Genomic DNA, 23,386 nt, shown 5'->3' with positions numbered 1-23,386 from the left:
CGGGCGGTGTGCCAGGGGTGGGATCGGGTATGCTCGGATGGTCGCGACTGGCGTTGAGGTGGACCACCACCGGGGAGCGACCGACCGGCATTCGACCGCACGCCTGGGCCGATGTGATTTCCGATCCGCTGTGCATTGCCGAGTCGAGGAGACGCCATGACCGACCGCTACTTCAACGCACCCCTGTCCGAGGTCGATCCCGAGATCGCCCAGGTGCTCGAGCGTGAGCTCGAGCGTCAGCGCGGCTACCTCGAGATGATCGCCTCGGAGAACTTCGTGCCCGTGTCTGTCCTGCAGTCGCAGGGCTCGGTGCTCACCAACAAGTACGCCGAGGGCTACCCGGGCCGCCGCTACTACGGCGGCTGCGAAGAGGTCGACGTGGCCGAGGAGCTGGCCATCGCCCGCGCCAAGGAGCTGTTCGGTGCCGGGTTCGCCAACGTCCAGCCCCACTCCGGCGCCACCGCCAACGCCGCGGTGCTGCACGCGATCGCCCGCCCCGGCGACACGCTGCTGGGCCTCTCGCTCGACCAGGGCGGCCACCTCACGCACGGCATGAAGATCAACTTCTCGGGCCGGCTGTACGACATCGTCGCCTACGGCGTCGACCCCGCCACCAGCCTCATCGACATGGACGAGGTGCACCGCCTCGCCGTCGAGCACAAGCCCAAGGTGATCATCGCGGGCTGGTCGGCGTACCCCCGCCACCTCGACTTCGCCCGCTTCCGCGAGATCGCCGACGAGGTCGGCGCCTACCTGTGGGTCGACATGGCGCACTTCGCGGGTCTCGTGGCCGCGGGTGTGCACCCGAGCCCGGTGCCGCACGCGCACGTGGTCTCGTCGACCGTGCACAAGACGATCGGCGGCCCCCGCTCGGGCTTCATCCTCACCAACGACGCCGACATCGCCAAGAAGATCAACAGCGCCGTGTTCCCGGGGCAGCAGGGCGGCCCGCTCATGCACGTGATCGCCGCGAAGGCCACCGCGTTCAAGATCGCCGGCACGCCGGAGTTCAAGGAGCGCCAGGAGCGCGTGCTCTCGGGCGCCGCCATCATCGCCGACCGGCTGTCGCAGCAGGATGTGAAGGATGCCGGTGTCGCCGTCCGCTCGGGTGGCACCGACGTGCACCTCGTGCTGGTCGACCTGCGCGATGCGCCCATCGACGGCAAGCAGGCCGAAGACCTGCTGCACGAGATCCACATCACCGTGAACCGCAACGCGGTGCCGAACGATCCGCGGCCCCCGATGGTGACCAGCGGCCTGCGCATCGGCACCCCGGCGCTGGCGACCCGTGGTTTCGGCGACGCCGAGTTCACCGAGGTGGCCGACGTCATCGCACAGGCACTCAAGCCCAACCCAGACATCGCCGCGCTGCGCACCCGCGTGGCGGCGCTGACGGCGGCGTTCCCGCTGTACCCCGACCTGCAGCAGTAGCACTCCGGATGCCGCGGCCGGCACCCGGCGCTCGCGCCGCGGCCGCGGCATCCACCCCCTTCCGTCCTCTCTCGGTGAGAGTGCAGCTGGTGGACGAAGGAGCGGTTGCTTCCCTATCTCTCGTCCACCAGGTGCACTCTCACGGTGGGGGAGGACGACGAACACGAACGCGTACTCGAGGAGACGACGATGACGGCAGTGAAGCTGGACGGAAAGGCCGCGTCCGCGGCAATCAAGGACGAACTGGCCGAGCGGGTCGCGGCGCTGAAGGCCCGCGGCGTCACGCCCGGCATCGCGACGGTGCTCGTGGGCGCCGACCCCGCGTCGCAGCTGTACGTGGGCATGAAGCATCGGCAGTCCGAGGCGATCGGGATGAACTCGATCCAGGTCGAGCTGCCGGCCGAATCGACGCAGGAAGAGGTCGAGGCGGCCATCGATCGGCTCAATGCCGACCCCGCGTGCCACGGCTACATCGTGCAGCTGCCGCTGCCCAAGCACCTGGACACCGACGCGATCCTCGAGCGGATCGATCCCGCGAAGGACGCCGACGGCCTGCACCCGACGAACCTGGGCCGTCTGGTGCTCAACGTCAACGGTCCCATCACGACACCGCTGCCGTGCACGCCGCGCGGCGTCATCGAGCTGCTCCTGCGCAACGACTACGATCTGAAGGGCAAGCACGTCGTCGTCGTCGGGCGCGGTGTGACGATCGGCCGCTCGATCGGGCTGCTGCTCACCCGTCGTGAGATCAACGCGACGGTGACGCTCACGCACACCGGCACAGTGGACCTGCCGTCGTACCTGCGGCAGGCCGACGTGATCGTGGCGGCGGCCGGTGTCAAGCACATCGTGCGCGCCGAGGACGTCAAGCCGGGCGCCGCGGTGCTCGATGTCGGCGTGACGCGTGAGAACGACCCCGAGACCGGCAAGAGCAAGGTCTACGGCGACGTCGACCCGGCCGTCGCCGAGGTCGCCGGCTACCTCTCGCCGAATCCGGGCGGCGTGGGGCCCATGACCGTCGCGCTGTTGATGACCAACGTCGTCGAGGCCGCCGAGCGCGCCGCCGGCTGACGTCTCGCCGTCACGGCGTCGGGGGCGACCACGCGCGCGTGATGGTGTCGAGCACCGTCGTGTAGGCGGCGTCCCAGTCGAGTCCGGCCGGGCCGAGCCCCGCCAGCTGCAGGCTGACGATGCCGTGCACCTGACCCCAGATCGCGGTCGCGGCGATGCCGACGGGAACGTCGGCCATGCCGCCGGCACGCTGCGCGCGTGCGATGGCCTCCTGCAACGGCGCCATCGCGAGGTCGCTCGCGTCGGGCTCGCGATCGGCACCCCCGGACCCCTCGTCGGGGGCCGACGCGCCGGGCGCCGAGAACATCATCCGGTACAGCTCCGGATGCGCGAGCGCCCACGTGCGGTACGCGATGCCGAGCGCCCGCAGCCCGTCGGGTGCGGCTGCGCGCTGCGCCGCGCCGAACGATGCGAATGCGGCATCCATGACCGCCGCGACGAGTTGCGTCTTGCCTCCGAACAGCGTGTAGACGGCCGACGTCGACGTGTCGGCCGCGGCCGCGACCTCGCGGAGCGCGATGGCTGCCACACCGTTGTGCTCGACGAGATCGGTCGCGGCCGCGAGCAGCCGGGACCGCAGGGCGTCGTCATAGAGCGGAGGTCTTGCCATGTGTCCGAGAATACCGTAACGTCGTTGCGTAACAACGTTACATAACGTGGTTTCGATTGGAGTGGACAGCATGGAGCGAGAGGTCTTTCCCGGGCGCTACACCGCGCGGCCCGAGGGCGAGAGCGTGACGGTCTTCCTGATCGGCATGCGCGCGAACAAGTGGTGGCAGACACGGCGGGTGAGCCGGGTGGCCAAGGAGATGCCGCGGATGCTGCGCCATCTCAGCCGGCATCCGGAGAGCGGGATGCTGGGCTTCGAGTCATGGGTGGGACGTACGACGATCCTGCTCTCGTACTGGGAGAGCCCCGAGCATCTGCAGCGGTTCGCCGCCGACCCCGATGCCCCGCACCTGAAAGCGTGGCGCGACTACGCGCGACGTGCCGGCGACGGCGCGGTCGGCGTGTGGCACGAGACGTACCAGGTGCCGGTGCGCGATATGGAGGCCGTCTACGTCGACATGCCCGACTTCGGACTCGCCGCCGCGACCGGGCACCACCCGGTCGGTGCGGGGGAGCGCACGGCGCGGCAGCGGCTGGGCCGTGACCGGACGAGCTCTCAGCGTGGGGGAGCGGGAAGCGCCTGCACCGCGGCGACCGCGGCGCAGCAGCGGCCCTGACCGGTGCCCTCAGCCGGTCTGCGCGCGCTCCGCGAAGGCCACGACGTCCGACCATGACCAGCTCAGGTCCAGCGGTGGCCACTTCTTCGCGGGGGTGACCGTCGACACCCAGCCGATCGGGACGACGTGGAGGGCCATCAGGGTCACTGGCGAGGGGAGCGGATCGCCGTAGACGACCTGGACGACGGCGGAGCCGCCCGATCCCCACCACGAGGCGGCTCGAGCGCCCGTGCGCAGGAGTTCGGAGGCATAGGGCGTCCGCTCGCCGGTTGGTTCCTCGAGGTCGACGCCGAGCGGTGACCCGTGCCGGTACTCGCCGTCGCTGCGCACGTTCGACCAGATGTGGTGGATGCGGGAGCGCAGCGCATCAGCGTCGGCGGAGTCCCCGTCCGGGTCTGCGGTCCCGGCAAGCGGGACGATCCACGCTTCGCCGCGGGAGAGCGCCGGCACCCCGTCGAGCAGCCAGTGGTCGCGCCGGGGAACAGCGGATACCGGATTCACCAGCGTCTTCTCGACGGCCTCGACGATGTCGCGGCTTTCGATCACGAGCGTGTCACCGCGGAAGCCGATCACGGCCCCGGTGCGGATCGACTCCGGTGCGTATGCCGCAGGTGCGGTCGGCGCGACCGGTGCCGCGGGATCTCGGCTGTCGGTGGTCATCTGTCCATCTTCGTGCCGAAGGGGCCGTTCGGCAGCACCACCGCCCGTTCGCGCGTCGTGAAGCGCGCCGCGAGCGCTGGCTAGCCCAGGTCGTCGAACAGCTTGCGCTGCTCGTCGGTCAGGCCGTCGTCGAGTTCGCGGCGCCCGAGCTTCTCCGCCTCGGTCGGCGCCGCGGGTTCGGCATCCACGGCCTCGCCGCCGGTGGCCCGGTCGTACAGTGCCCCGGCGCCGGCCTCGACCCGGTCGTCGATGACGTCATACACCGCCCATCCGATCAGCAGGATGATCGGCGGCGCGATCCAGCCCCAGAACCACCCCGACACGGAGACGCCCGAGAACAGCACCGTCCCGATCCAGACGATGAAGGCGACCGCGATCGCCAGCAGCGCCTGTACGAGCTTCTCGCCGAGCTTGGTCCGCTCGCTCGCGGACTTCGCCGCCATCGAGCGGAACCAGCGCGAGACGAGCGGTTTCACCCAGATCACGAGCACCGTCATGATGACGCCCGCCCACAGCGCCGCCCAGCCCACGTGCGCGGGCGTGAGCCAGCCGATGATCAGCAGCACCACGATGTTGAACACCAGCAGCGTGACGAACCGCACGATCCATTTCTTCATGGCTTCAGGATGACACGCGTGCCCCGGGCGCGCACCCGTCAGTACGACGCGCGCTCGGTGCGGTCTGCCGCGGGGATGAACCGTGCCGCGAGGCCCTCGGACGCGCGGGCGAGCATCGCGACGTCGGCACCGACCGCGATGAAGTCGGCACCCGCCTGGACGTAGGCCTCGGCCGCGGCCGGGTCGAACGCGTTCACCCCCACCTTCTTGCCGGCGGCCTTCACCGCCGCGAAGGTGCGGTGCACGGCATCCACCACGTCGGGATGCGTCTGCTGCCCGAGCAGTCCCATCGAGGCGGCCAGGTCGGAGGGTCCCACGAAGACCTGGTCGACGCCGTCGACCGCGGCGATCTCGGCCGCGGCATCCACCCCCGCGCCGTTCTCGATCTGGACGGTCAGCGACACGTGCGACGATCCGTCGCCGAGGTAGCCGTCGACGCGGTTCCAGCGGGCGCTGCGCGCCAGCGCGCTGCCGACGCCGCGCACTCCCGCCGGGGGATACCGCGTCGCCGCCACCGCGGCCTCGGCCTCGGCGGCCGACGAGATCATCGGCACGATGATGTTCTGCGCGCCGATGTCGAGCACCTGCTTGATGAACACGGGCTCGTTCCACGGAACGCGCACGAGCGGCGAGATCGGGTACGCGGCCACGACCTGCAGCTGCACGAGGATCGACTCGAGCGTGTTGGGCCCGTGCTCGCCGTCGATGAGCAGCCAGTCCAGGCCCGAACCCGCGTCGACCTCGGCGAGCACGGGGCTGCCCGTGCACGCCCACATGCCCACGAGGGGGCGGGATGCCGCGGCCAGCGCATCGCGGAAGGTTCCGGTCAGACGAAGCGACATGTGATGGTCCCCATCTCTCGGTAGTCGCACAGCACGCTGTCGCCCTTCGAGACCCACATCGGGCGGGTGAACGACCCAGCCAGGATGATCTCGCCGGCCTCGAGCCGTGCGTCGTGCTGGTGGAACTTGTTGGCGAGCCAGGCGACGCCGGTCGCCGGGTGATTGAGCACCCCTGCGGCCACGCCGGTCTCCTCGATCTGCTCGTTGCGGTACAGCATCGCCGAGACCCAGCGCAGATCGATCTGATCGGGACGCATCGGGATGCCGCCCAGCACCATTCCGCCGTAGGCGGCGTTGTCGCTGATGGTGTCGACGATCGTGCGCCCCTCCAGCTCGATGTGCGAGTTCAGCACCTCGAGCGCGGGAGTCACGTACTCGGTCGCGCGCAGCACATCGAACAGCGTGCAGTGCGGACCCTCGAGCGGATCCTTGAGCACGAACGCCAGCTCGACCTCGATGCGCACGTTCGAGAACTGATCGAACTCGATCACCGACCCCGTGCTGTACACCGTGTCGTCGAACATCACGCCGTAGTCGGGCTCGGTGATGCCGGTGGCCTGCTGCATGGCCTTGGAGGTCAGGCCGATCTTGCGGCCGACCAGGCGCCGGCCGCTCTCGAGCATGGTGTCGCGCCACACGCCCTGGATCGCGTACGAGTCCTCGATGGTGGCATCGGGGTAGCGCGCGGTGATCCGGGGGATGACGCTCTTCGCGCGATCGGCTTCGGCCAGCTCATCGGCGATCCGGGCGATGGTCTCGGGGTCCAGCATCCTGTTCTCCCTCTTCGCCTACAGCTGGTGGCCGAGCTTGTACTCGCCCTGCTTCCACTCCGGCATCGACTCGTCGTCCTTGCTGCGGGTGTACGAGAAGCCGTCGGCGCCGATGGTGGCCTCGAGCTCGCTCGCGTCGGTGCGGGCGACGACCGGCTGCGGGTTGCCGTCGAGGTCGAGCACCAGCGAGGCGTCGGTGTACCACGAGGGCACGACCGGGTTGCCCCACCAGTCGCGGCGCTGGTTGTCGTGCACGTCCCAGGTGACGACCGGGTTGTCGGGGTCGCCGGTGTAGTAGTCCTGCGTGTAGATCTCGACGCGGTGCCCGTCGGGGTCGCGCAGGTAGAGGTAGAACGCGTTCGAGACGCCGTGGCGGCCCGGTCCCCGCTCGATGCAGTCCGACAGGCGGAGCGCGCCGAGCTTGTCGCAGATCGCGAGGATGTTGTGCTTCTCGTGCGTCGAGAAGGCGACGTGGTGCATGCGCGGGCCGTCGCCGCCGGTCATGGCGGTGTCGTGCACGGTGGGCTTGCGGCGCATCCAGGCGGCGTAGACGGTGCCCTGCTCGTTCTGGATGTCCTCCGTGACGCGGAAGCCGAGGTCCTGCATGAACTTCGTCGCGCGCGGCACGTCGGGGGTGACCTGGTTGAAGTGGTCCAGACGCACCAGGGCGCCCGGCGTGTACAGGTCGTAGCGCCAGGCGAGGCGCTCGACGTGCTCGACGTCGTGGAAGAACTCGTAGGGGAAGCCGAGCGGGTCGGTCACGCGGACCGAGTCGCCGATGCCCTTCGTGTAGCCCTCCGCGCGGCGCTCGACGCGGCATCCCAGCTCCTCGTAGAACGCGACGGCGCGGTCGAGGTCCTCGGGCGTGCGCACGCGGTAGCTGAACGCGGCCACCGCCGCGACGGGGCCCTGGCGCAGCACCAGGTTGTGGTGGATGAACTCCTCGAGCGAGCGGAGGTAGACGGTGCTCTCGTCCTCCTCGGTCACCGTCAGGCCCAGCACGTCGACGTAGAAGTCACGCGAGCGCTTCAGGTCGGTGACCACGAGCTCCATGTACGCGCAGCGCAGGATGTCGGGGGCCGGGGCCGACGGTGTGGGAGTGGGGTTGTCACAGCTGATCGGGGCCTCTTGGGATACGTAGAAGCCCGAGGAGGTCAGGGTCATGTCTTTGCGGTCGGTCATTTCAGCGTCCTTGCCTTGGGAGGGATGAGTTCAGCGGGGGTCGGGGTCGTCGAGGTCGACCTCGGTGTGGTGCTCCTGCTTGCCGAAGGTCGGGTTGTGCACCTTGCCCAGCGTGATGTGCACGGCCTGCTGTTCGGTGTAGAAGTCGATCGAGCGGTAGCCGCCCTCGTGCCCGAGGCCCGAGGCCTTCACGCCGCCGAACGGGGTGCGCAGGTCGCGCACGTTGTTCGAGTTGAGCCACACCATGCCGGCGTCGATCGCCTGCGCGAAGTTGTGGGCACGCTTGAGGTCGTTGGTCCAGACGTAGGCGGCCAGGCCGTACTTGACGCCGTTGGCCAGTTCGAGCGCCTCTTCATCGGTGTCGAACGGGGTGATTGCCACGACCGGGCCGAAGATCTCCTCCTGGAAGATCCGGGCATCGGGCTTGACGTCGGCGAACACGGTCGGGGCGATGAAGTTGCCCTCGGGGAAGCCCTTGGGGCGTCCGCCACCGGCGACCAGACGTGCCTCCTGCTTGCCGATCTCGACGTAGCTCATGACCTTGTCGTAGTGCTCGGGGTGCACGAGCGCGCCCACCTCGGTGTCTGACTCGTGCGGGTAGCCCACCTTGACGCGCTTCGCCTGCGCGGCGTACCGCTCGACGAACTCGTCGTAGACCGAGCGCTCGACGAGGATGCGGCTGCCGGCCGTGCAGCGCTCGCCGTTCAGCGAGAACACGCCGAAGATCGTCGCGTCGATGGCGGCGTCGAGGTCGGCGTCGGCGAAGACGACGGCCGGCGACTTGCCGCCCAGCTCCATCGACAGGCCCTTGAGGAACGGTGCGGCGTTGCCGAAGATGATCTGTCCGGTGCGGCTCTCACCCGTGAACGAGATGAGCGGCACATCGGGATGCTTGACGAGCGAGTCGCCGGCGAAGCCCTCTTCGCCGTAGCCGTTGACCAGGTTGAAGACGCCGCGGGGAAGCCCCGCCTCTTCGAAGATGCCGGCCCACAGCGACGCCGACAGCGGCGTGAACTCGGCCGGCTTGAGCACGACCGTGTTGCCGGTGGCCAGCGCCGGCCCCAGCTTCCACGACTCGAGCATGAACGGCGTGTTCCACGGCGTGATCAGACCCGCGACGCCGATGGGCTTGCGGTTGACGTAGTTGATCTGGCGGCCGGGCACCTTGAAGGTGTCGTCGGCCTGGGCGACGATCAGGTCGGCGAAGAAGCGGAAGTTCTCGGCCGCCCGCCGCGCCTGGCCGAGCGCCTGGGTGATCGGCAGACCCGAGTCGAACGACTCGAGCTCGGCGAGGCGTGCGTCGCGCGACTCGACGATGTCCGCGATCTTGTGCAGCACGCGCGAGCGCTCACGCGGCAGCATGCGCGGCCACGGGCCCTCGTCGAACGCCTTCTTGGCGGCGGCGACGGCGCGGTCGATGTCGGCCTTCTTGCCGGAGGCCGCCTTCAGATAGACATCGTTCGACACGGGGTCGAGCACGTCGAAGGTGTCGCCGTCGAGCGAGTCGACGAACTCGCCGTCGATGTAGTGCTGCAGGCGGGTGGGCAGGTCCGCGGGGACGTGCCGGGCGGTGACAGCGGTGTCGGTCATGGGTTCTCCCTAGTGGTGGGTGTCGGGGTGGCGGGCCTCGAGGAACTGGTCCAGGGTCCGCAGGCGGTGGTTGCGCGCGGCCAGCTCGATCTCGAGCGGGTCGGCGCCGTCTTCGATGAGCCGCACGATCTCGTCGTGCTCGTCGACCGAATGGCCGGCGCGCTCGGGGATGAACGTGAAGGTCGAGTCGCGCACGCCGGGCAGGCGCCGCCAGCCGCGGTGCACGAGCTCGAGCAGGTGCGGGTTGGGGCAGCGCTCGAACAGGATCGTGTGGAAGCGCTGGTTCAGGCGCGTGAACTCGTGCGGGTCGAAGTGCTCGATGAGCTGCCGCATCTGCGTGTTCACCTGCCGGGCCTCGGCCAGATCACTGCCGGTCAGCAGCGGCGCGGCGGAAGAGATCGCGGATCCCTCGACGAGGCTCAGCACCTCCATGGTGTTGACGTACTCGCTCTCGTCGGGCACCGCGACGCGCGCGCCGACATTGCGCTCGAACGTGACGTATCCCTCGGCCTCGAGGCGGCGGATGGCCTCGCGCACGGGCACGACGCTCATGTCGAGCTCGTCGGCGATGGTGCCGAGCACCAGCCGGTACCCGGGGGAGTACTGGTGGCGCGTGATGCGCTCGTGGATGTAGTCGTACGCGCGCTCGGACTTGCTGGCGATCGCGGTGTCACTCATGCTCGGTCTCCTGCGCATAGCGCCGTGCCCACTCGGCGTTCATCGGGAACAGGCCCTCGATGCGGTTGCCCTCGGCGACCCGGTCGGCGATCCAGGCATCCTTGTCCTCCTGGGCGAGGGTGGCGTCCACGACCTCTTCGACCAGCGCCGGTGGGATCACGATGACGCCGTCGCCGTCGCCGACGATCACATCGCCCGGCTGCACGGTCGCGCCGCCGCAGCCGATGGTCAGATCGCGGTCCCAGGCGACATGACGCCGGCCGAGGACGGCGGGGTGCGAGCCCTTCGAGAAGACCGGCAGGCCGACGGCCGAGACCGCGTCGTAGTCGCGGACGGCGCCGTCGGTGACGATCCCCGCGGCGCCCGCGGCGTTCGCGCGGATCGCGAGCACGTCGCCGAGCGTGCCGGCGGTGGCGTCTCCGCGGGCCTCGATGACGATGACCTCGCCCTCCTTCACCGCGTCGAAGGCCTGCTTCTGCGGGTTGTAGCCGCCGCCGTGGGCCGTGAACAGGTCTTCGCGGCCGGGGACGAAGCGCAGCGTCTTCGCGGTGCCGATCAGCTTGGCCTCGGGGTGCATGGGCTGCAGCCCGTCGATGAGCACGGTGTTCAGCCCGCGTTTGCGCAGCTGCGCGGACAGGCCGGCGACCGGGGCCTTCTCGAGCTTCGCCCGCAGCTCGGGCGTCAGCGTGAACGCCGGTGCGAGGCCGGCCGCCTCGCGGGAGCCCCAGGCGTCCTCGCGCTGCGCGTCGTCGGCGGCGGGCAGTGAGCCGAGCGCGGCGTCGAAGCCGTGCGCGCCCTGCACCACGGTGGTCACAAGACGCCCCGAGCTCGGCGCGCCCGCGGCGGAGGGGGCATCCACCTCCACCTCGACGACGTCGCCGGGCACGACCACCGACGAGCCGGCGGGTGTGCCGGTGAGGATCACGTCGCCGGGCTCGAGCGTGAAGTGCTGCGAGAGGTCGGCGACGAACTGCGCGAGCGGGAAGATGAGGCCGCCGGTCGTGTCGTCCTGCGCGAGCGCGCCGTTGACCCAGGTGCGCAGGCGCAGCGCCGACGGGTCGACCGTGCGGGCGTCGATGAGGTGCGCGCCGATCGGCGTGTAGCCGTCGCCGCCCTTGGACCGCACGTTCGATCCCTTGTCGTTCGCCCGCAGGTCGTACACGCCGAAGTCGTTCGCGGCGGTGACGTAGGCGACGTGGTCCCAGGCCTGCGCGAGCGGCACGCGGCGCGCGGGGGTGCCGATGACGAGGGCGATCTCGCCCTCGAAGGCGAGCAGCTCGGTGCCCGCGGGGCGCTCGATCTGCGCGCCGGTGGCCGAGACCGAGCTCGACGGCTTGAAGAAGTACGAGGGGGATGCCGGGCGCCGGCCCCGCTGGTCAGCACGCGACGCGTAGCTCAGGTGGATCGCGACGATCTTGCCCGGTCGGCCCGGAAGGCCGGCGAAACGCGGGTCTGCGGCATCCGTCGTCGGTGTACTGTCAGTGCTCATGAGCTCCCTCGCCTGGTGAGATATCTGAAATCGTATACAATCCCAGACGACTTGGCAAGGGGCATTCGCCCGCTCCTTCGCGTCGCTCTGGTCGCGAGAGAACAACGGACGGACGAGAGCACGGGGAATACCCGCACTCTCGTCCGTCAGATGTACTCTCGCCGGGGCGGCGAGGGGGAGAGGGATGCCGCGGCTCAGCGCACCTGCACCGTGATCTGGCCGGTGTAGGTGTGTCCGGCCCGCAGCGTCGTGGGCACACCGTCGACGGTGACCGTCAGGTGCCGGCCGCGCGCGGCCGCCACGTGCGAGGTTGCGTCGATCGACAGGCTCGTCAGGTACGACGTGCCGGTCGGGGTCCAGCTCGCGCCGTCGGTGAGCGCCAGGATCGCGCCGTTGTTGACCGCCGGGCTCACGGTGTTGGTGACCTCGCTGATCTGCTTCCAGTCGGCGTCGGTGATCGTGTCGATCGCGTGCTTGGTCGTCGACGAGCTGACCACGCCGCGCAACGAGGAGTGGTCGAGGTTCACGACGAGGTTGCGCCCGTCGCGCATGCCGTTGTAGAAGTCGCCGCGCAGCGCGATGTCGGAGAAGTTCGTGACCGCATCGGTCTCGTGCGCGACCGTCGTGTCGAACGACGCGTTCTTCTCGATCGCGGCGGTCGGCTCGTGGTACACGCCCTTGTTGACCAGCGCACCGTCGACCATGACGGGGCCCGGGTCGTCGCTCTCCATGAGCTGGAACAGCACGCCGTTGCCGGTCTTCAGGCTCGCGCCGTCGGACCCGTCGACGTTCACCACGACCTGCAGGCCCTTGTCGACGAACGTCGTCTCGCCGGTGCGGATCTGCGTGCCGCCGTCGATGCTGACCGTGCCCGCGTCGATGTTCGGCTGCCCGCCGCCGTGCCACATGACGCCGAACCGGTCGGAGTCGATGGTCGTGCGCTGCGTGCGGATCGCGCGCAGCTCGCGCGCGGTCAGGCCGAGGTCGAGCTCGTCATCGAGCGCCGCCACCGCCGAGCGGGTCGAGTCGCCGAACTCGATGGTGCCCCCGGTCGAGATCGCGCCGTAGTCGGCCACGTCGAAGCTCGTGCCGAGGAACCGGTCGAGCACGGTCTGCCCGTCGGCATAGGTGCCGTACCCGGTCGAGCCGGTCTTGACCTTGGTGTTGATCGCGGTGAGCTTGCCGTTCTGCGTCGAGTCGGTCGAGAGCACGCCCCACCCGGTCGAGTACACGGACGAGTCGATGTACGTCGCCGTCGTGTTCGGCCCGACGAGGTTGGTCGCGCGCACATTGCCGGTCACGCCCAGCATCCACGGCGCGGTGCGCATCTGCCCCGGGAAGAGCGTGGGCGTGAAGTCGCTGGGCAGCGTGCCGTCGTGCGTGGCGATCGTCGAGTCCTTCACGATCACGTTCGCGCCGTCGGTCGCGATCACGGCGGTGCGCACGGCGCCGGTGTTCCTGATGTCGGCGTGGTCGACGACGAGGCGGGTGTCGTCGCCGGTACCGACGATCGAGGCGCCCGCGCCGGCGAAGTCGTAGCGGCCGTTGCCGGTCATGCGCACGACCGCGTCCGCGATCGTGTAGTCGCCGCCCGCGGCCCAGACGCCGTTGAAGTCCTCACCGGTGGACAGCAGGTGGATGCCGCGGGCCGCGGCATCCGTCACCTTCCCGCCCTTCACCGCCGCCGTCGCCGACTTGTCGGCGACCACGCCGTCGTCCACGTACAGCGCCTGCCGGAGCGGGAAGACGGTGCCGAACCACTCGGTCGAAGTCGCCGTCGCGATCGTCAGCACGACGTCGCCGCGATATGTACCCGGCTGGATCGCGGTGTCGACGCCCGCGGTGGTCACGAGCTTCTGCCCGGTCTCGACGCCGTCGACGGTGAGCGTGATGCTCTTGCCGTCGGGGGCCACGACCTGGGCGCCGTCCTCGACGACGAGCTTCGACAGGGTGGTGGTCTGCTCGACGGTCCAGGTCGTTCCCGCGGCCACGACCTTCGTCACGGCGTGCCGGTGCGTGGCCGTCAGGGGAGCGGCCTGCGCCGCCATCGCCGGCGCGCACAGGCCGAGGGCCAGCACGCCGGCGAGCGTCGCGGCCGTGCGCGGGCGCCGGAGGAAGGATGCGGGCGCGGCGGGGGATGCCGCGGCGAAGGGCTGTTCGGTGCGTGTCATGACGATCACATGTCTCCTTTGATCCGCGCACGGGCGTCGTCGCCCGTGCGGGTGGGAGTCAATCAACCGCGGCGCAGCGGCAGGAAGGGATGCGGGCCGATGCGAGGGATCGCCGCGGCGGATACCCGGTTCGTGGCAGGAAGAGCCGGCACGCTGACCGCGAGAGCTGTAGGGGAGGGGATGCCGCGGGCATCGCGGGCGCGGCGAAGGAGGTCGCGGCCCTTGCGTTGTATCTGAAATCGTATATAATCCTGTTACTATGGGCGGTGTTTCTCCACCTGTAGGACAAAGTGGTCCCACCAGACACAGGAGTCTCCAATGAGTGCACCCTCACCGGATCAGTCCCCGGGCCTGACCCCCACCGGCACGATCGCGTCGCCGGCAGATCGTCGCAGAGTCGTCTTCGCCACCGTCATCGGCACCACCGTCGAGTGGTACGACTTCTTCATCTATGCGTTCGCGGCCGCCACCGTGTTCGCCGCACTGTTCTTCGAGCCGATGGGCGAGGAGTTCGCGCAGATCGTCTCGTTCTTCAGCGTCGGAGTCAGCTTCCTCTTCCGGCCTCTCGGCGCGTTCCTGGCCGGGCACTTCGGCGACAAGATCGGCCGCCGGCCGATGCTCGTGCTCACCCTGCTGCTCATGGGTGCGGCCACGACCCTCGTCGGCCTGCTGCCCACGCACGCGGCGATCGGGGTGTGGGCGCCGATCCTGCTCATCTTCCTCCGCGTCGTGCAGGGCATCTCCGCCGGCGGCGAGTGGGGCGGCGCGGTCCTGATGGCCGTCGAACACGCTCCGAAGAAGAAGCGCGGCCTGTTCGGCGCGTCGCCGCAGATCGGCGTGCCGATCGGTCTGCTGCTGGCCTCGATGGTGCTCGCGGTCGTCGAGGCGATCTTCCCGGGCGTGCCCGCGGGCAGCGACATCCCGCTCGCCGACACGGCCTTCGGGCAGTGGGGCTGGCGCATCCCGTTCCTGCTGTCGATCGTGCTGATCGGCGTCGGCTACTGGGTCCGTCGTCGCGTCGAAGAGAGCCCGGTGTTCGAGGAGATCGCCGAGCGCAAGGCCGAGACGCGCATGCCCATCGTGAAGCTGCTGCGTCACCACCTGCTGCTCGTCGTCGTCGCAGCCCTCGTCTTCGCGGGCAACAACGCCGTCGGCTACATGACCACCGGCGGCTACGTGCAGCACTACGCGACCGACCCCAAGGGTCCGCTCCAGCTCGACCCGGGCCCCGTCTTCTGGATCGTCGCCGTGTCGGGAGTGACCTGGCTCGTGTTCACCTGGTTCGGCGGATGGCTCTCCGACAAGATCGGCCGCCGCAACACCTACATCGTCGGTTGGATCTCGCTGTTCATCGGGGTCTTCCTGCTGTTCCCGCTGACCAACATCGGCACGCTCTGGTCGCTGCTGGCGGCGCTCGTGATCCTCACCGTCGGGCTGGGGCTCACCTATGGACCGCAGGCGGCGCTGTACGCCGAGCTGTTCCCGGCCTCGATCCGGTTCTCGGGGGTGTCGATCTCGTACGCACTGGGCGCTGTGCTCGGCGGCGCGTTCTCGCCGCTGATCGCGCAGGCGATCTTCCAGGCGACCGGGTCGACGATGGGCATCACTTGGTATCTGGCGGGTGTCGTCGTCCTGGCGTTCATCGCGACGCTGCTGCTGCGTGACCGCACGGGCATCCCACTCGACCCCGAGCACGAGGAAGAGCAGGCCCGCGGGCAGATCTACGGCATGAAGCGCGCCTGACGCGAGAGGTGAAGGGGCGGGATGCCGCGGGCCGGGCCGGCCGCGGCATCCCGCCCCTCACCCTTCCCGAGCCGTGAGACTGCAACGGGTGGGTGAGAGTGCGGGAAGCAACCGCTGCCTCGTCCGTCAGATGCGGTCTCACCGGGGAGCGCGCGGGGCGGCGCTCAGCCGCCGATCGAGGTGCGGATCGCGTCGGCCGCCTGCTGCAGGCGCGCCGCGAGATCGGCCGCGCGGCGCTGGTCGCCCAGCGACACCACGGCGATCGCCGCGGGCGCGTGGCCGCGCAGCGGCAGCGGCACCGCGACCGCGTGCAGGTGCGGGATGACCTCGTCGTTGCTGACCATGTAGCCGACGGCCTCGGCCGTGCGCAGCTGCTGCTCGATCTGCGGGGTGATCGTGTCGGGCCACTGCGCGCGGGGGAGCAGGCTCAGCACCGCGCGGCCCGGTGCGCCGATGCCGAGGGGATGCCGCGACCCGGGTCGCTGCGCGACCGATGCCCCGGCGTGCCGGGGCTCGATGCTGGTCAGGGTCACGCACTCGTCGCGGTCGAGCACCACGAGGAAGCAGGTGAGCCCGACGTCGTTGGCGACGGCGGTGAGCTCGGGCAGGGCCTCGGACTGCAGGTCGCGCGCGACCCCGGCGGCAAGGGCCGCAAGGCGTGCGCCGAGCTCGATGCGTCCGGCGTCGGTGCGCGAGGTCAGCCCGTGGTGCTCGAGGGTGCGCACCAGACGGTAGGCGACCGAGCGGTGCACGCCGAGACGGTGCGCGACCTCGTCGATCGCGAGGGGCTCGCCCGCGTCGCTGAGGATCTCGAGAATGCGGATGCCGCGGCTCAGCGTCTGGCTGGCGGGGGCGTCCGTGGTGGTGCCGGCCATGCTCCTCCGATCGCGGGTCTTGCCCGATGCCCGCCGTTCGTATACGATCGTGTTCAATAGTAGAGTGTCGCGTTCCAATATAGAACACCGATGTCAGCGGCGACACCCTCAACGCCGAGGAGAATCCATGCAGTTCCATCACAACGGTTACGTCTCCGGCGAGCCTCGCGTGCTCCCCGCCGCCGGCACCGGCATCGACCGCCCTGCCGATCTGCCCGACGAGGTCGACGTGCTCATCGTCGGCTCGGGTCCCGCGGGAATGCTCCTGGCCGCCCAGATGTCGCAGTTCCCGACCGTCACGACGCGCATGATCGAGCGGCGCGACGGGCGCCTCGCACTGGGGCAGGCCGACGGCATCCAGCCCCGCAGCGTCGAGACGTTCCAGGCGTTCGGCTTCGGTCCGCACATCGTCGCCGAGGCATACAACATCGCCTGGATGAACTACTGGACGCCCGACCCGCAGCATCCCGAGAACATCATCCGCACCACCCGGCAGGCCGACTATGCCAAGGACATCAGCGAGTTCCCGCACCTGATCGTGAACCAGGCGCGCGTGCTCGACTACTTCGCCGAGGCAGCGGTTCGCGGCCCCGGCCGCATCACGCCCGATTTCGGCATCGAGTTCGTGGACCTGACCGTGCACGAGACGGGGGAGTACCCCGTCGAGGTGAAGCTGCGCTACGTCGCGGGCGCGCGCGAGGGCGAGGAGCGCACGATCCGCGCGAAGTACGTCGGCGGCGCCGACGGCGCCCGCAGCCAGGTGCGCGAGTCGATCGGCCGCAAGCACATCGGCAAGTTCGCCGCCCACGCCTGGGGCGTCATGGACGTGACGGTCGAGACCGACTTCCCCGACTGGCGCACCAAGTGCGCGATCAACTCCGAGGCCGGCAACATCCTGCACATCCCGCGTGAGGGCGGGTACCTGTGCCGCGTGTACGTCGACCTCGGCGAGGTGCCCGAGGACGACCATCACCAGGTGCGCCAGACGCCGCTGGAGACGACCGTCGCCAAGGCCAACGAGATCCTGCACCCGTACACGCTCGAGGTGAAGCAGGCCGCCTGGTACAGCGTCTACGAGGTCGGCCACCGGGTCACCGACAAGTTCGACGACGTGGACGTCGACGCCGATCACGCGCCGCACGTGTTCCTCATGGGCGACGCCTGCCACACGCACTCGGCCAAAGCGGGTCAGGGCATGAACGTGTCGATGCAGGACGGCTTCAACCTGGGCTGGAAGCTCGGGTCTGTCCTGACCGGCCGCAGCCCCGAGTCGCTGCTGTCGACGTACTCGGCCGAGCGGCAGCCGGTCGCCCAGCAGCTCATCGACTTCGACCGGCAGTGGTCGTCGCTGATGGCCCGCAAGCCCGAGGAGATCGACGACCCGCAGGAGCTGGCGAACTTCTACATGGCCACCAGCGAGTTCCCGTCGGGATTCATGACCCAGTACACCCCGTCGATGATCACGGGGGATGCTGCGCACCAGGACCTCGCGGTGGGATTCCCGATCGGCAAGCGGTTCAAGTCGGCCGAGGTCGTGCGCGTCGCCGACGGCAACATCGAGCACCTCGGCCACCATCACCTCGCCGACGGACGTTGGCGCGTCTACGCGTTCGCCGACGCGGCGGCGCAGGGTGAGGCCTCGGCGCTCTCCGACTGGGCGGAGTGGATGCAGAGCTCGCCCGATTCGCCGATCGTGCGGTACACGCCGGCCGGGGCGGATGAGGACGCCGTCTTCGACGTGAAGGTCGTCTACCCGCAGTCGTTCGAGGAGATCGACGCGCTGGCCGCGCCCGAGGTCTTCCGCCCGCGCTGCGGCTCGCTCGGGCTCATGAACTGGGAGAAGGTCTACGCCGGAGGCTCCGGCACCGACATCTTCGCCGAGCGCGGGCTTTCGCGTGACGGCGTCGTGGTCGTCGTGCGCCCCGACCAGTATGTGGCCGCGGTGCTGCCGCTGCAGGCCACCGACGAGCTCGCGGCCTTCTTCGCGCAGAACATGGTGCCCGCGGCATCCTGACCCGGCTCGTGTCGGCGCCGGTGCGTGTGCGCACCGCGCATTCGTCGAGACCGGGGATTCTCCGTGAGACCGAGGGCGTCGCCCTGTGGCTCGCGGGGAATCCCCGGTCTCGCGGTGGGGTCGACCCTTCTGCTGACGGCACGTGCTGCGGTTGGCTGGGGGCATGACACCGCCCCTCTCTGCCGCCGACTTCTTCGCGGCCAAGCTCGCCTTCGAGACCGACCCCTCCGACCTGGCGGCAGCCCGCGCCGCGGGTGCCGCACCTGTGGTGATCGACGTGCGCGACGCCGCCTCCTGGGGCCAAGGACGCATTCCCGGGGCCGTGCACATTCCCCACCCGCAGTTGCCCGACCGCATCGCCGAGGTCGCTCCGGCGCTCGACACCGAGATCGTCGTGTACTGCTGGGGTCCCGCCTGCAACGGCGCCACGCGCGGCGCGCTGACCCTCGCCCGCCTCGGCTACACGCGCGTGCGCGAGATGATCGGCGGCTTCGAGTACTGGGCGCGCGAGGGCTTGGCCGTCGTCACGGATGACGGGCGCACGCGCCGCGCGCCCGACCCGCTGACGGTGCCGGCAGGGTGACCGAGGTCACGAGTTCACGCGGATGACCTCCTGCTGGTACGGCGCGATCACGTGCGGTGAGACGCGACAGTCCAGCAGCAGGAAGGGGCGCTCGGCCGCCGGTCGTGCGGCCCACGCGGCCAGCCGGTCGAGATCGGCGAGTTCCCGCACCACGACGCCCTCGGCGCCCAGTGCGCTCGCGAGGCCGGCGAAGTCGACGTCGGGGATCAGCATGGGACCGGTGGCCAGCCCCTTCAGCCCGTAGAGGTTGATCTCGGCGCCGTAGGCGCCGTCGTTCCAGACGACGGCCATGCCCCGCCCGCCGGCCGTGCGCACGGCGGTCTCGAGGTCGGCGACCGCCATGAGCCCACCGCCGTCGCCGGTGGTGAGCACGACCGTCGAGTCGGGCTTCGCGGCTGCGGCGCCCGCCACCGACGGGAAGCCCAGCCCGATCGACTGGAACGCCGTGCCGACCATCATCATGCGGTCGGGTGCGGCGACCGGCCAGTACATGTTCGCCCAGCCGATGAAGTGCCCGCCGTCGGAGACGACGACCCGGTCCTCCGGCAGCAGCTCGCCGATGCGGCGGGCCACCGAGCGGGGGTCGAGGCGTCCGTCGGCGGCGAGATCGTCGCCGCTCTCGCGCGTCGTGAGCGCCGCGAGGTCGATCTGCTCGCGCCATCCGCTGGGTGCGGCACCGAGCGCGTCGAGCTCGTCGACGAGGGTGGATGCCACGACCGCCGCATCGCCGCGGATGAACGTGCCCACGTGCGGATGCGTGGCGGTCGGCGCGGTGTCGACCTGCACGACGCGCGTGCCCGGCGCGAACAGGTCGCCGAACCGCATCGTGAACTGGTTGAGGGATGCCCCGAACACGACGGCGACATCGGCCTCGCGCACGAGGGCCATCGCGCCGTCGGCGCCGAAGCCGCCGGTCACGCCCAGGTCGTAGCGCGCGTCGGGGAAGACGCCCCGGCCGAGGGCGGTGGATGCCGTGACCGCGCCGGTCCGCTCGGCGAGAACACCGAGCGCCTCACCGGCGCCGGCCAGCCACGCCCCGCGACCCGCGAGCAGGAAGGGTCGCTCGGCCCCGGCGAGCGTCCGCGCGAGCGCTCGGATCTCGGCGGCGGCGAACGGCGAGGGTCGCAGGGGAGCGGGCAGCACCGGCTCGGGGGCCGCCGGCACGGGACCCGCCTCGAGGGCGGCGACGTCGTAGGGGATCGCGAGCACTGTCGGGACCCGGTAGGCGAGAGCGTGCTCGATCGCGATGACGGTCGTGGCCGCGGCATCCGACCGTCCGACGGTGTAAGTGCGGGCGCCGACCGCTGAGGCCATCGCGATCTGGTCGACGTCCCAGGGGCGCGGGCCGCTCGTCGGCTCGTCGCCGACGACGAGCACGAGCGGCACGTGTGCCTGCACCGCCTCGGCGAGGGCCGTGAGGGTGTTCGTGAAGCCGGCGCCGTAGGTCGCGGTGGCGGCCGCGATGCGGCCCGAGGCACGGAAGTGCGCGTCGGCGGCGACGACCCCGCCGGCCTCATGGCGCACGGCCGTGTAGGTCGCTTCGGTCTGGTGCTCGAGTGCATCCAGGAAGTAGGCGTTGCCGTTGCCCATCACCCCGAAGACGTGGTCGATGTGGCGGGCGAGGGTCGCGGCGACGTGGGCGGAGACGGTGGGCATGGCGAAGGCCTTTCGAGACACGGAGATTTCAGGATCCGTATGTGTCTCGCCCGCGGCGTCGCGCGCTTCGTGCCCCTTTTTCGAGCACCGGCCGGGCGTGGGCCGCGCGATCGCGCGGGCCGGCCGGACAGTGCGAGTATATCGGCGCCGGGGACGGTCTGACGTCGCGGTCAGTGCCCGATCGGCGCCAGCGCGGCCACCTGTTCCGGCGAAAGCGGGCGGGTGCGGTGGCCGGCGAGGAGGAAGAAGAGGCGGGCGTTCTCCTCGATCTCCTCCGCGGCGTCCATCGCCGCTCCGATCCCCGCGGCCGCCACGATCGGCCCGTGATTGGCCAGCAGCAGCGCGCGATGGTCGCGCGCGAGCTGCTCCGCCGCGTCGCCGAGGCCGCGGTCGCCGGGCGGGAAGTAGGGGATCAGCGGCATGGTGCCCACACGCATCGCGTAGTAGGCCGTGTACGGCGGCAGCGCGTCGGCCGGGTCCAGATCGGCCAGGCACGACACGGCGGCCGCGTGCGTGGAATGCGTGTGCACGATCGCGCCGGCGCCGGGCCGTGCGCGCAGCATCGCGAGGTGCAGGAACGACTCCTTCGTGGGCGGCGGGCCGCCGAGGTGCCGGCCGGACAGGTCGACCACCGACAAGTGGTCGGGGGCGACCGTGCCCAGGCTCACGCCGGTCGGTGTCATGAGCACACGGTCCCCGACCCGCACGCTGATGTTGCCGGTGGACCCGTGCGTGAGGCCGCGGGCGAACGCGGCGTGCGCGGCCGCGACGAGCGTGTGGCGGATCGCGTCTTCTTCGCCCATCGGATCCGGGCTCATCGGGTCCGGGCTCGTCGGGTCCGGGCTCATCGGATCCGTGCTCATGGCTGCACCTGGGCGGCCCGCACCAGCAGATCGGCGTCGCCGTAGTTGCCCGACTTCAGCAGCACGGCGAGAGGAGCGGGCGCATCGGTGAAGATCCACGGCACGCCGGGGGCCGCCTCGGCTCCGACCCGGCCCTGGCCGATGCCGAGTGCGCGCACGACCTCGCCCGACGTCTCGCCGCCCGCCACGATCAGCCGATCGACGCCTCGGCGCACGAGGCCGACCGCGACGAGTCCGAGAGCCGTCTCGACGATCTGGGCGGCGCGCGCGGTGCCGAGCGCGGCCTGAGCGCGGTGGAGCGTCTCAGGGTCGGTGGTGGAGTAGATCAGCGCGCCGCCGTCGGGCACCGCGTCGAACCAGGCCAGCGCGCCGTCGGCGAGCGCGGCACTGTCGGGCGTGGCCACCGGGTCGAGCCAGAACGCCGGCCGCGACTCCCGCCAGCGGGCGACCTGCTCGCGGGTGCGCGCCGAGCAGCTGCCGGCGAGCGCGGCGACGGTGCGGGCGGTGCTCAGCCGCGCGTCGGTGTCGAGATCGTCGTCGGCCCTCGTCGCGGCGGAGGCATGCGCGCGGCCCAGCGCGCAGGCGAGTCCGGCGGCGCCGGTGACGAGCGGGCTCGTGCGCACGGCGGCGGCGATCGCGTCGAGGTCGCGGTCGTCCACGGCGTCCACGATCACATCGTCGATGCCGAGCGCATCGAGCCTGGCCAGCTCGGCGGCGACTGCTGACCCGCCCTCGCGGACGGTCTGCAGCGGGATCGACCCCACGCGCCGTGCCGTCTGCGCCTGCAGCACACGCCGCAGATCGGGGTCGGTCATCGGGGTGAGCGGGTGGTCGCGCATCGGCGAGTTCGAGAGCAGCATGTCGCCGACGAAGAGGTGCCCCTGGTAGACCGTGCGACGCTGCACCGGCGTGGTCGGGGCGAACACGACCGGTCCGGCCGAGAGGTCGTCGGCGAGGGCGTCGGACACCGGCCCGATGTTGCCGGCCGGCGACGAGTCGAACGTCGAGCAGAACTTGAAGTAGATCTGGCCGCAGCCGTGTGCGCGCAGCGCCCGGGCCGCCCGCGACGACTGTGCGACGGCATCGGCCGCGGGCACGGTACGGGTCTTGAGGCCCACCACCGCAGCGTCGAGTCCCGCGACGTCGGCGTCGGCGTCGATGCCGTCGAAGTACAGCCCGACACGGAGCCCTGCCGAGCGGAAGGCGGCGGCGATGTCGGTCGCCCCGGTGAGGTCGTCGGCGATCGCTCCGATCACGATGCCTCCGGCAGCAGTGCTTCGCGCAGCCGCGCGGCGGCGCGGACGGGGCCGGCGAGCACCGGGATCCCCAGCCGTTCGCCCAGCGCTTCGGCGGCCGGCGAGACGGAGTACTGCGCGAGCAGTACGGCATCGAGGTTCGGGATGCCGCGGACGGCGGCCTCGACGGCAGCGGTCAGGGCCGCGGCATCCCCCCTCACTTCCGCAGCCCTCTCGGCCAGCACGTCGACGATGTCGAGACGTACGCCGCGCTCGGCGAGGAAGGCGTCGAACCGCGTGCGGGCATCGGCGAGGGGCAGCGGCAGCGAGGCCACCAGGGCGATGCGCGAGAAGCCGCCGTGGGCGGCGTCGGCGAACGCGGCGTCGTCGGAGGCCAGCACCGGCACGGGCAGGCGCGCCGCCGCGGCGTGCGCGACCGGGCCGTACATCGAGCACGTCAGCAGGACGCCGTCGGCGCCGCGCGACACCGCGTAGTCGATGAGCGACGCCATGTCACCGGCCAGCTCGTCGGTCACGCCGCCCGCGTCGAGCGCGTCGGCGATGAGGCGGTCGTCGAGGATGTTCCAGGTGCGCGCCTCGGGGAACGCCGTGGAGAAGGCGGCCTGCGCCGGCGGCGCGGCGGCCGCCACGGCGCCCACGAGGGCGATCTGGGGTGCCGACGCGGTCATG

The 23,386-nt window shown here is 70.7% G+C and carries 21 protein-coding genes and 1 riboswitch; of the genes, 6 read left to right on the top strand and 15 right to left on the bottom strand.

Annotated features, from left to right (window positions below; translation table 11 throughout):
• Positions 1-33: 33 nt before the first annotated feature.
• Positions 34-116, top strand: a riboswitch (ZMP/ZTP riboswitch).
• 40 nt (positions 117-156) lie between these two features.
• Together glyA and ABMQ42_RS05940 are read left to right on the top strand one after the other, a co-directional pair.
• Complete coding sequence (glyA, locus tag ABMQ42_RS05945) at positions 157-1,431, top strand: serine hydroxymethyltransferase (protein WP_349721936.1); 1,275 nt, start codon at positions 157-159, stop codon at positions 1,429-1,431.
• 189 nt (positions 1,432-1,620) lie between these two features.
• Positions 1,621-2,502 carry a bifunctional methylenetetrahydrofolate dehydrogenase/methenyltetrahydrofolate cyclohydrolase gene (locus ABMQ42_RS05940; RefSeq protein ID WP_349721935.1) on the top strand — a complete coding sequence of 294 codons (882 nt, stop codon included), beginning with the start codon at positions 1,621-1,623 and terminating at the stop codon, positions 2,500-2,502.
• A 10-nt stretch (positions 2,503-2,512) separates the two neighbouring features.
• Here the strand turns inward: ABMQ42_RS05940 and ABMQ42_RS05935 are convergent, their stop codons facing one another.
• Positions 2,513-3,112, bottom strand: a complete 600-nt coding sequence (locus tag ABMQ42_RS05935) for a TetR-like C-terminal domain-containing protein (protein WP_349721934.1) — start codon at positions 3,110-3,112, stop codon at positions 2,513-2,515.
• Between the two features lie 70 nt (positions 3,113-3,182).
• Here ABMQ42_RS05935 and ABMQ42_RS05930 point away from each other — a divergent pair, with 70 nt between their 5' ends.
• Positions 3,183-3,728 (top strand): DUF4188 domain-containing protein, encoded by a 546-nt coding sequence (locus ABMQ42_RS05930; RefSeq protein ID WP_349721933.1) that lies wholly within the window; start codon positions 3,183-3,185, stop codon positions 3,726-3,728.
• Positions 3,729-3,737: 9 nt separating this feature from the next.
• On the opposite strand, the gene ABMQ42_RS05925 is transcribed toward ABMQ42_RS05930, so the two are convergent.
• From ABMQ42_RS05925 to ABMQ42_RS05885, 9 genes are all read right to left on the bottom strand, one after another.
• Positions 3,738-4,388 (bottom strand): hypothetical protein, encoded by a 651-nt coding sequence (locus ABMQ42_RS05925; RefSeq protein ID WP_349721932.1) that lies wholly within the window; start codon positions 4,386-4,388, stop codon positions 3,738-3,740.
• 80 nt (positions 4,389-4,468) lie between these two features.
• A complete protein-coding gene (locus ABMQ42_RS05920) occupies positions 4,469-5,005 on the bottom strand; it encodes a hypothetical protein (RefSeq protein WP_349721931.1) in 537 nt (178 codons plus the stop codon).
• Positions 5,006-5,043: 38 nt separating this feature from the next.
• On the bottom strand, positions 5,044-5,847 hold the full coding sequence (locus ABMQ42_RS05915; RefSeq protein ID WP_349721930.1) for an HpcH/HpaI aldolase family protein: 804 nt from the start codon (positions 5,845-5,847) through the stop codon (positions 5,044-5,046).
• On the bottom strand, positions 5,832-6,617 hold the full coding sequence (gene hpaH / locus ABMQ42_RS05910) for a 2-oxo-hept-4-ene-1,7-dioate hydratase (protein ID WP_349721929.1): 786 nt from the start codon (positions 6,615-6,617) through the stop codon (positions 5,832-5,834). The genes ABMQ42_RS05915 and hpaH overlap by 16 nt, the downstream gene beginning before the upstream one ends.
• 18 nt (positions 6,618-6,635) lie before the next feature.
• The gene (gene hpaD, locus ABMQ42_RS05905; RefSeq protein WP_349721928.1) at positions 6,636-7,799 is read right to left on the bottom strand and encodes a 3,4-dihydroxyphenylacetate 2,3-dioxygenase; all 1,164 of its coding nucleotides are present in this window, start codon (positions 7,797-7,799) and stop codon (positions 6,636-6,638) included.
• A 30-nt stretch (positions 7,800-7,829) separates the two neighbouring features.
• On the bottom strand, positions 7,830-9,389 hold the full coding sequence (gene hpaE, locus ABMQ42_RS05900; RefSeq protein ID WP_349721927.1) for a 5-carboxymethyl-2-hydroxymuconate semialdehyde dehydrogenase: 1,560 nt from the start codon (positions 9,387-9,389) through the stop codon (positions 7,830-7,832).
• Positions 9,390-9,398: 9 nt separating this feature from the next.
• Positions 9,399-10,067 (bottom strand): GntR family transcriptional regulator, encoded by a 669-nt coding sequence (locus tag ABMQ42_RS05895; protein ID WP_349721926.1) that lies wholly within the window; start codon positions 10,065-10,067, stop codon positions 9,399-9,401.
• Positions 10,060-11,556, bottom strand: a complete 1,497-nt coding sequence (locus tag ABMQ42_RS05890; protein ID WP_349721925.1) for a fumarylacetoacetate hydrolase family protein — start codon at positions 11,554-11,556, stop codon at positions 10,060-10,062. Before ABMQ42_RS05890 ends, ABMQ42_RS05895 begins: the two co-directional genes overlap by 8 nt.
• Positions 11,557-11,750: 194 nt before the next feature.
• Positions 11,751-13,727 (bottom strand): hypothetical protein, encoded by a 1,977-nt coding sequence (locus ABMQ42_RS05885; RefSeq protein ID WP_349721924.1) that lies wholly within the window; start codon positions 13,725-13,727, stop codon positions 11,751-11,753.
• 318 nt (positions 13,728-14,045) lie between these two features.
• Here ABMQ42_RS05885 and ABMQ42_RS05880 point away from each other — a divergent pair, with 318 nt between their 5' ends.
• Entirely contained in the window at positions 14,046-15,470 is a 1,425-nt protein-coding gene (locus ABMQ42_RS05880) for an MFS transporter (RefSeq protein ID WP_349721923.1), read from the top strand.
• Between the two features lie 164 nt (positions 15,471-15,634).
• Here the strand turns inward: ABMQ42_RS05880 and ABMQ42_RS05875 are convergent, their stop codons facing one another.
• Positions 15,635-16,345: an IclR family transcriptional regulator gene (locus ABMQ42_RS05875; RefSeq protein ID WP_502884633.1), complete on the bottom strand. Its 711-nt coding sequence runs from the start codon at positions 16,343-16,345 to the stop codon at positions 15,635-15,637.
• A 127-nt stretch (positions 16,346-16,472) separates the two neighbouring features.
• Here ABMQ42_RS05875 and ABMQ42_RS05870 point away from each other — a divergent pair, with 127 nt between their 5' ends.
• Positions 16,473-18,359, top strand: coding sequence for an FAD-dependent monooxygenase (locus tag ABMQ42_RS05870; protein WP_349721921.1), 1,887 nt, complete (start codon positions 16,473-16,475; stop codon positions 18,357-18,359).
• Between the two features lie 163 nt (positions 18,360-18,522).
• Complete coding sequence (locus tag ABMQ42_RS05865) at positions 18,523-18,942, top strand: rhodanese-like domain-containing protein (protein WP_349721920.1); 420 nt, start codon at positions 18,523-18,525, stop codon at positions 18,940-18,942.
• A gap of 6 nt (positions 18,943-18,948) precedes the next feature.
• Here the strand turns inward: ABMQ42_RS05865 and ABMQ42_RS05860 are convergent, their stop codons facing one another.
• From ABMQ42_RS05860 to ABMQ42_RS05845, 4 genes are all read right to left on the bottom strand, one after another.
• A complete protein-coding gene (locus tag ABMQ42_RS05860) occupies positions 18,949-20,598 on the bottom strand; it encodes a thiamine pyrophosphate-binding protein (RefSeq protein WP_349721919.1) in 1,650 nt (549 codons plus the stop codon).
• A 170-nt stretch (positions 20,599-20,768) separates the two neighbouring features.
• Positions 20,769-21,461: a 3-oxo-tetronate 4-phosphate decarboxylase gene (gene otnC, locus ABMQ42_RS05855; RefSeq protein WP_349721918.1), complete on the bottom strand. Its 693-nt coding sequence runs from the start codon at positions 21,459-21,461 to the stop codon at positions 20,769-20,771.
• Complete coding sequence (gene otnK, locus ABMQ42_RS05850; protein ID WP_349721917.1) at positions 21,458-22,717, bottom strand: 3-oxo-tetronate kinase; 1,260 nt, start codon at positions 22,715-22,717, stop codon at positions 21,458-21,460. The genes otnC and otnK overlap by 4 nt, the downstream gene beginning before the upstream one ends.
• Positions 22,714-23,385 (bottom strand): aspartate/glutamate racemase family protein, encoded by a 672-nt coding sequence (locus ABMQ42_RS05845; RefSeq protein WP_349721916.1) that lies wholly within the window; start codon positions 23,383-23,385, stop codon positions 22,714-22,716. The genes otnK and ABMQ42_RS05845 overlap by 4 nt, the downstream gene beginning before the upstream one ends.
• Between the last annotated feature and the right edge of the window lies 1 nt (position 23,386).

Origin of the sequence: Microbacterium sp. KR10-403 (assembly GCF_040196215.1) — a bacterium.
Classification (GTDB): domain Bacteria; phylum Actinomycetota; class Actinomycetes; order Actinomycetales; family Microbacteriaceae; genus Microbacterium.
The sequence above is the reverse complement of the archived record's forward strand: the minus strand, read 5'-3'. Positions and strand labels throughout refer to the sequence as shown.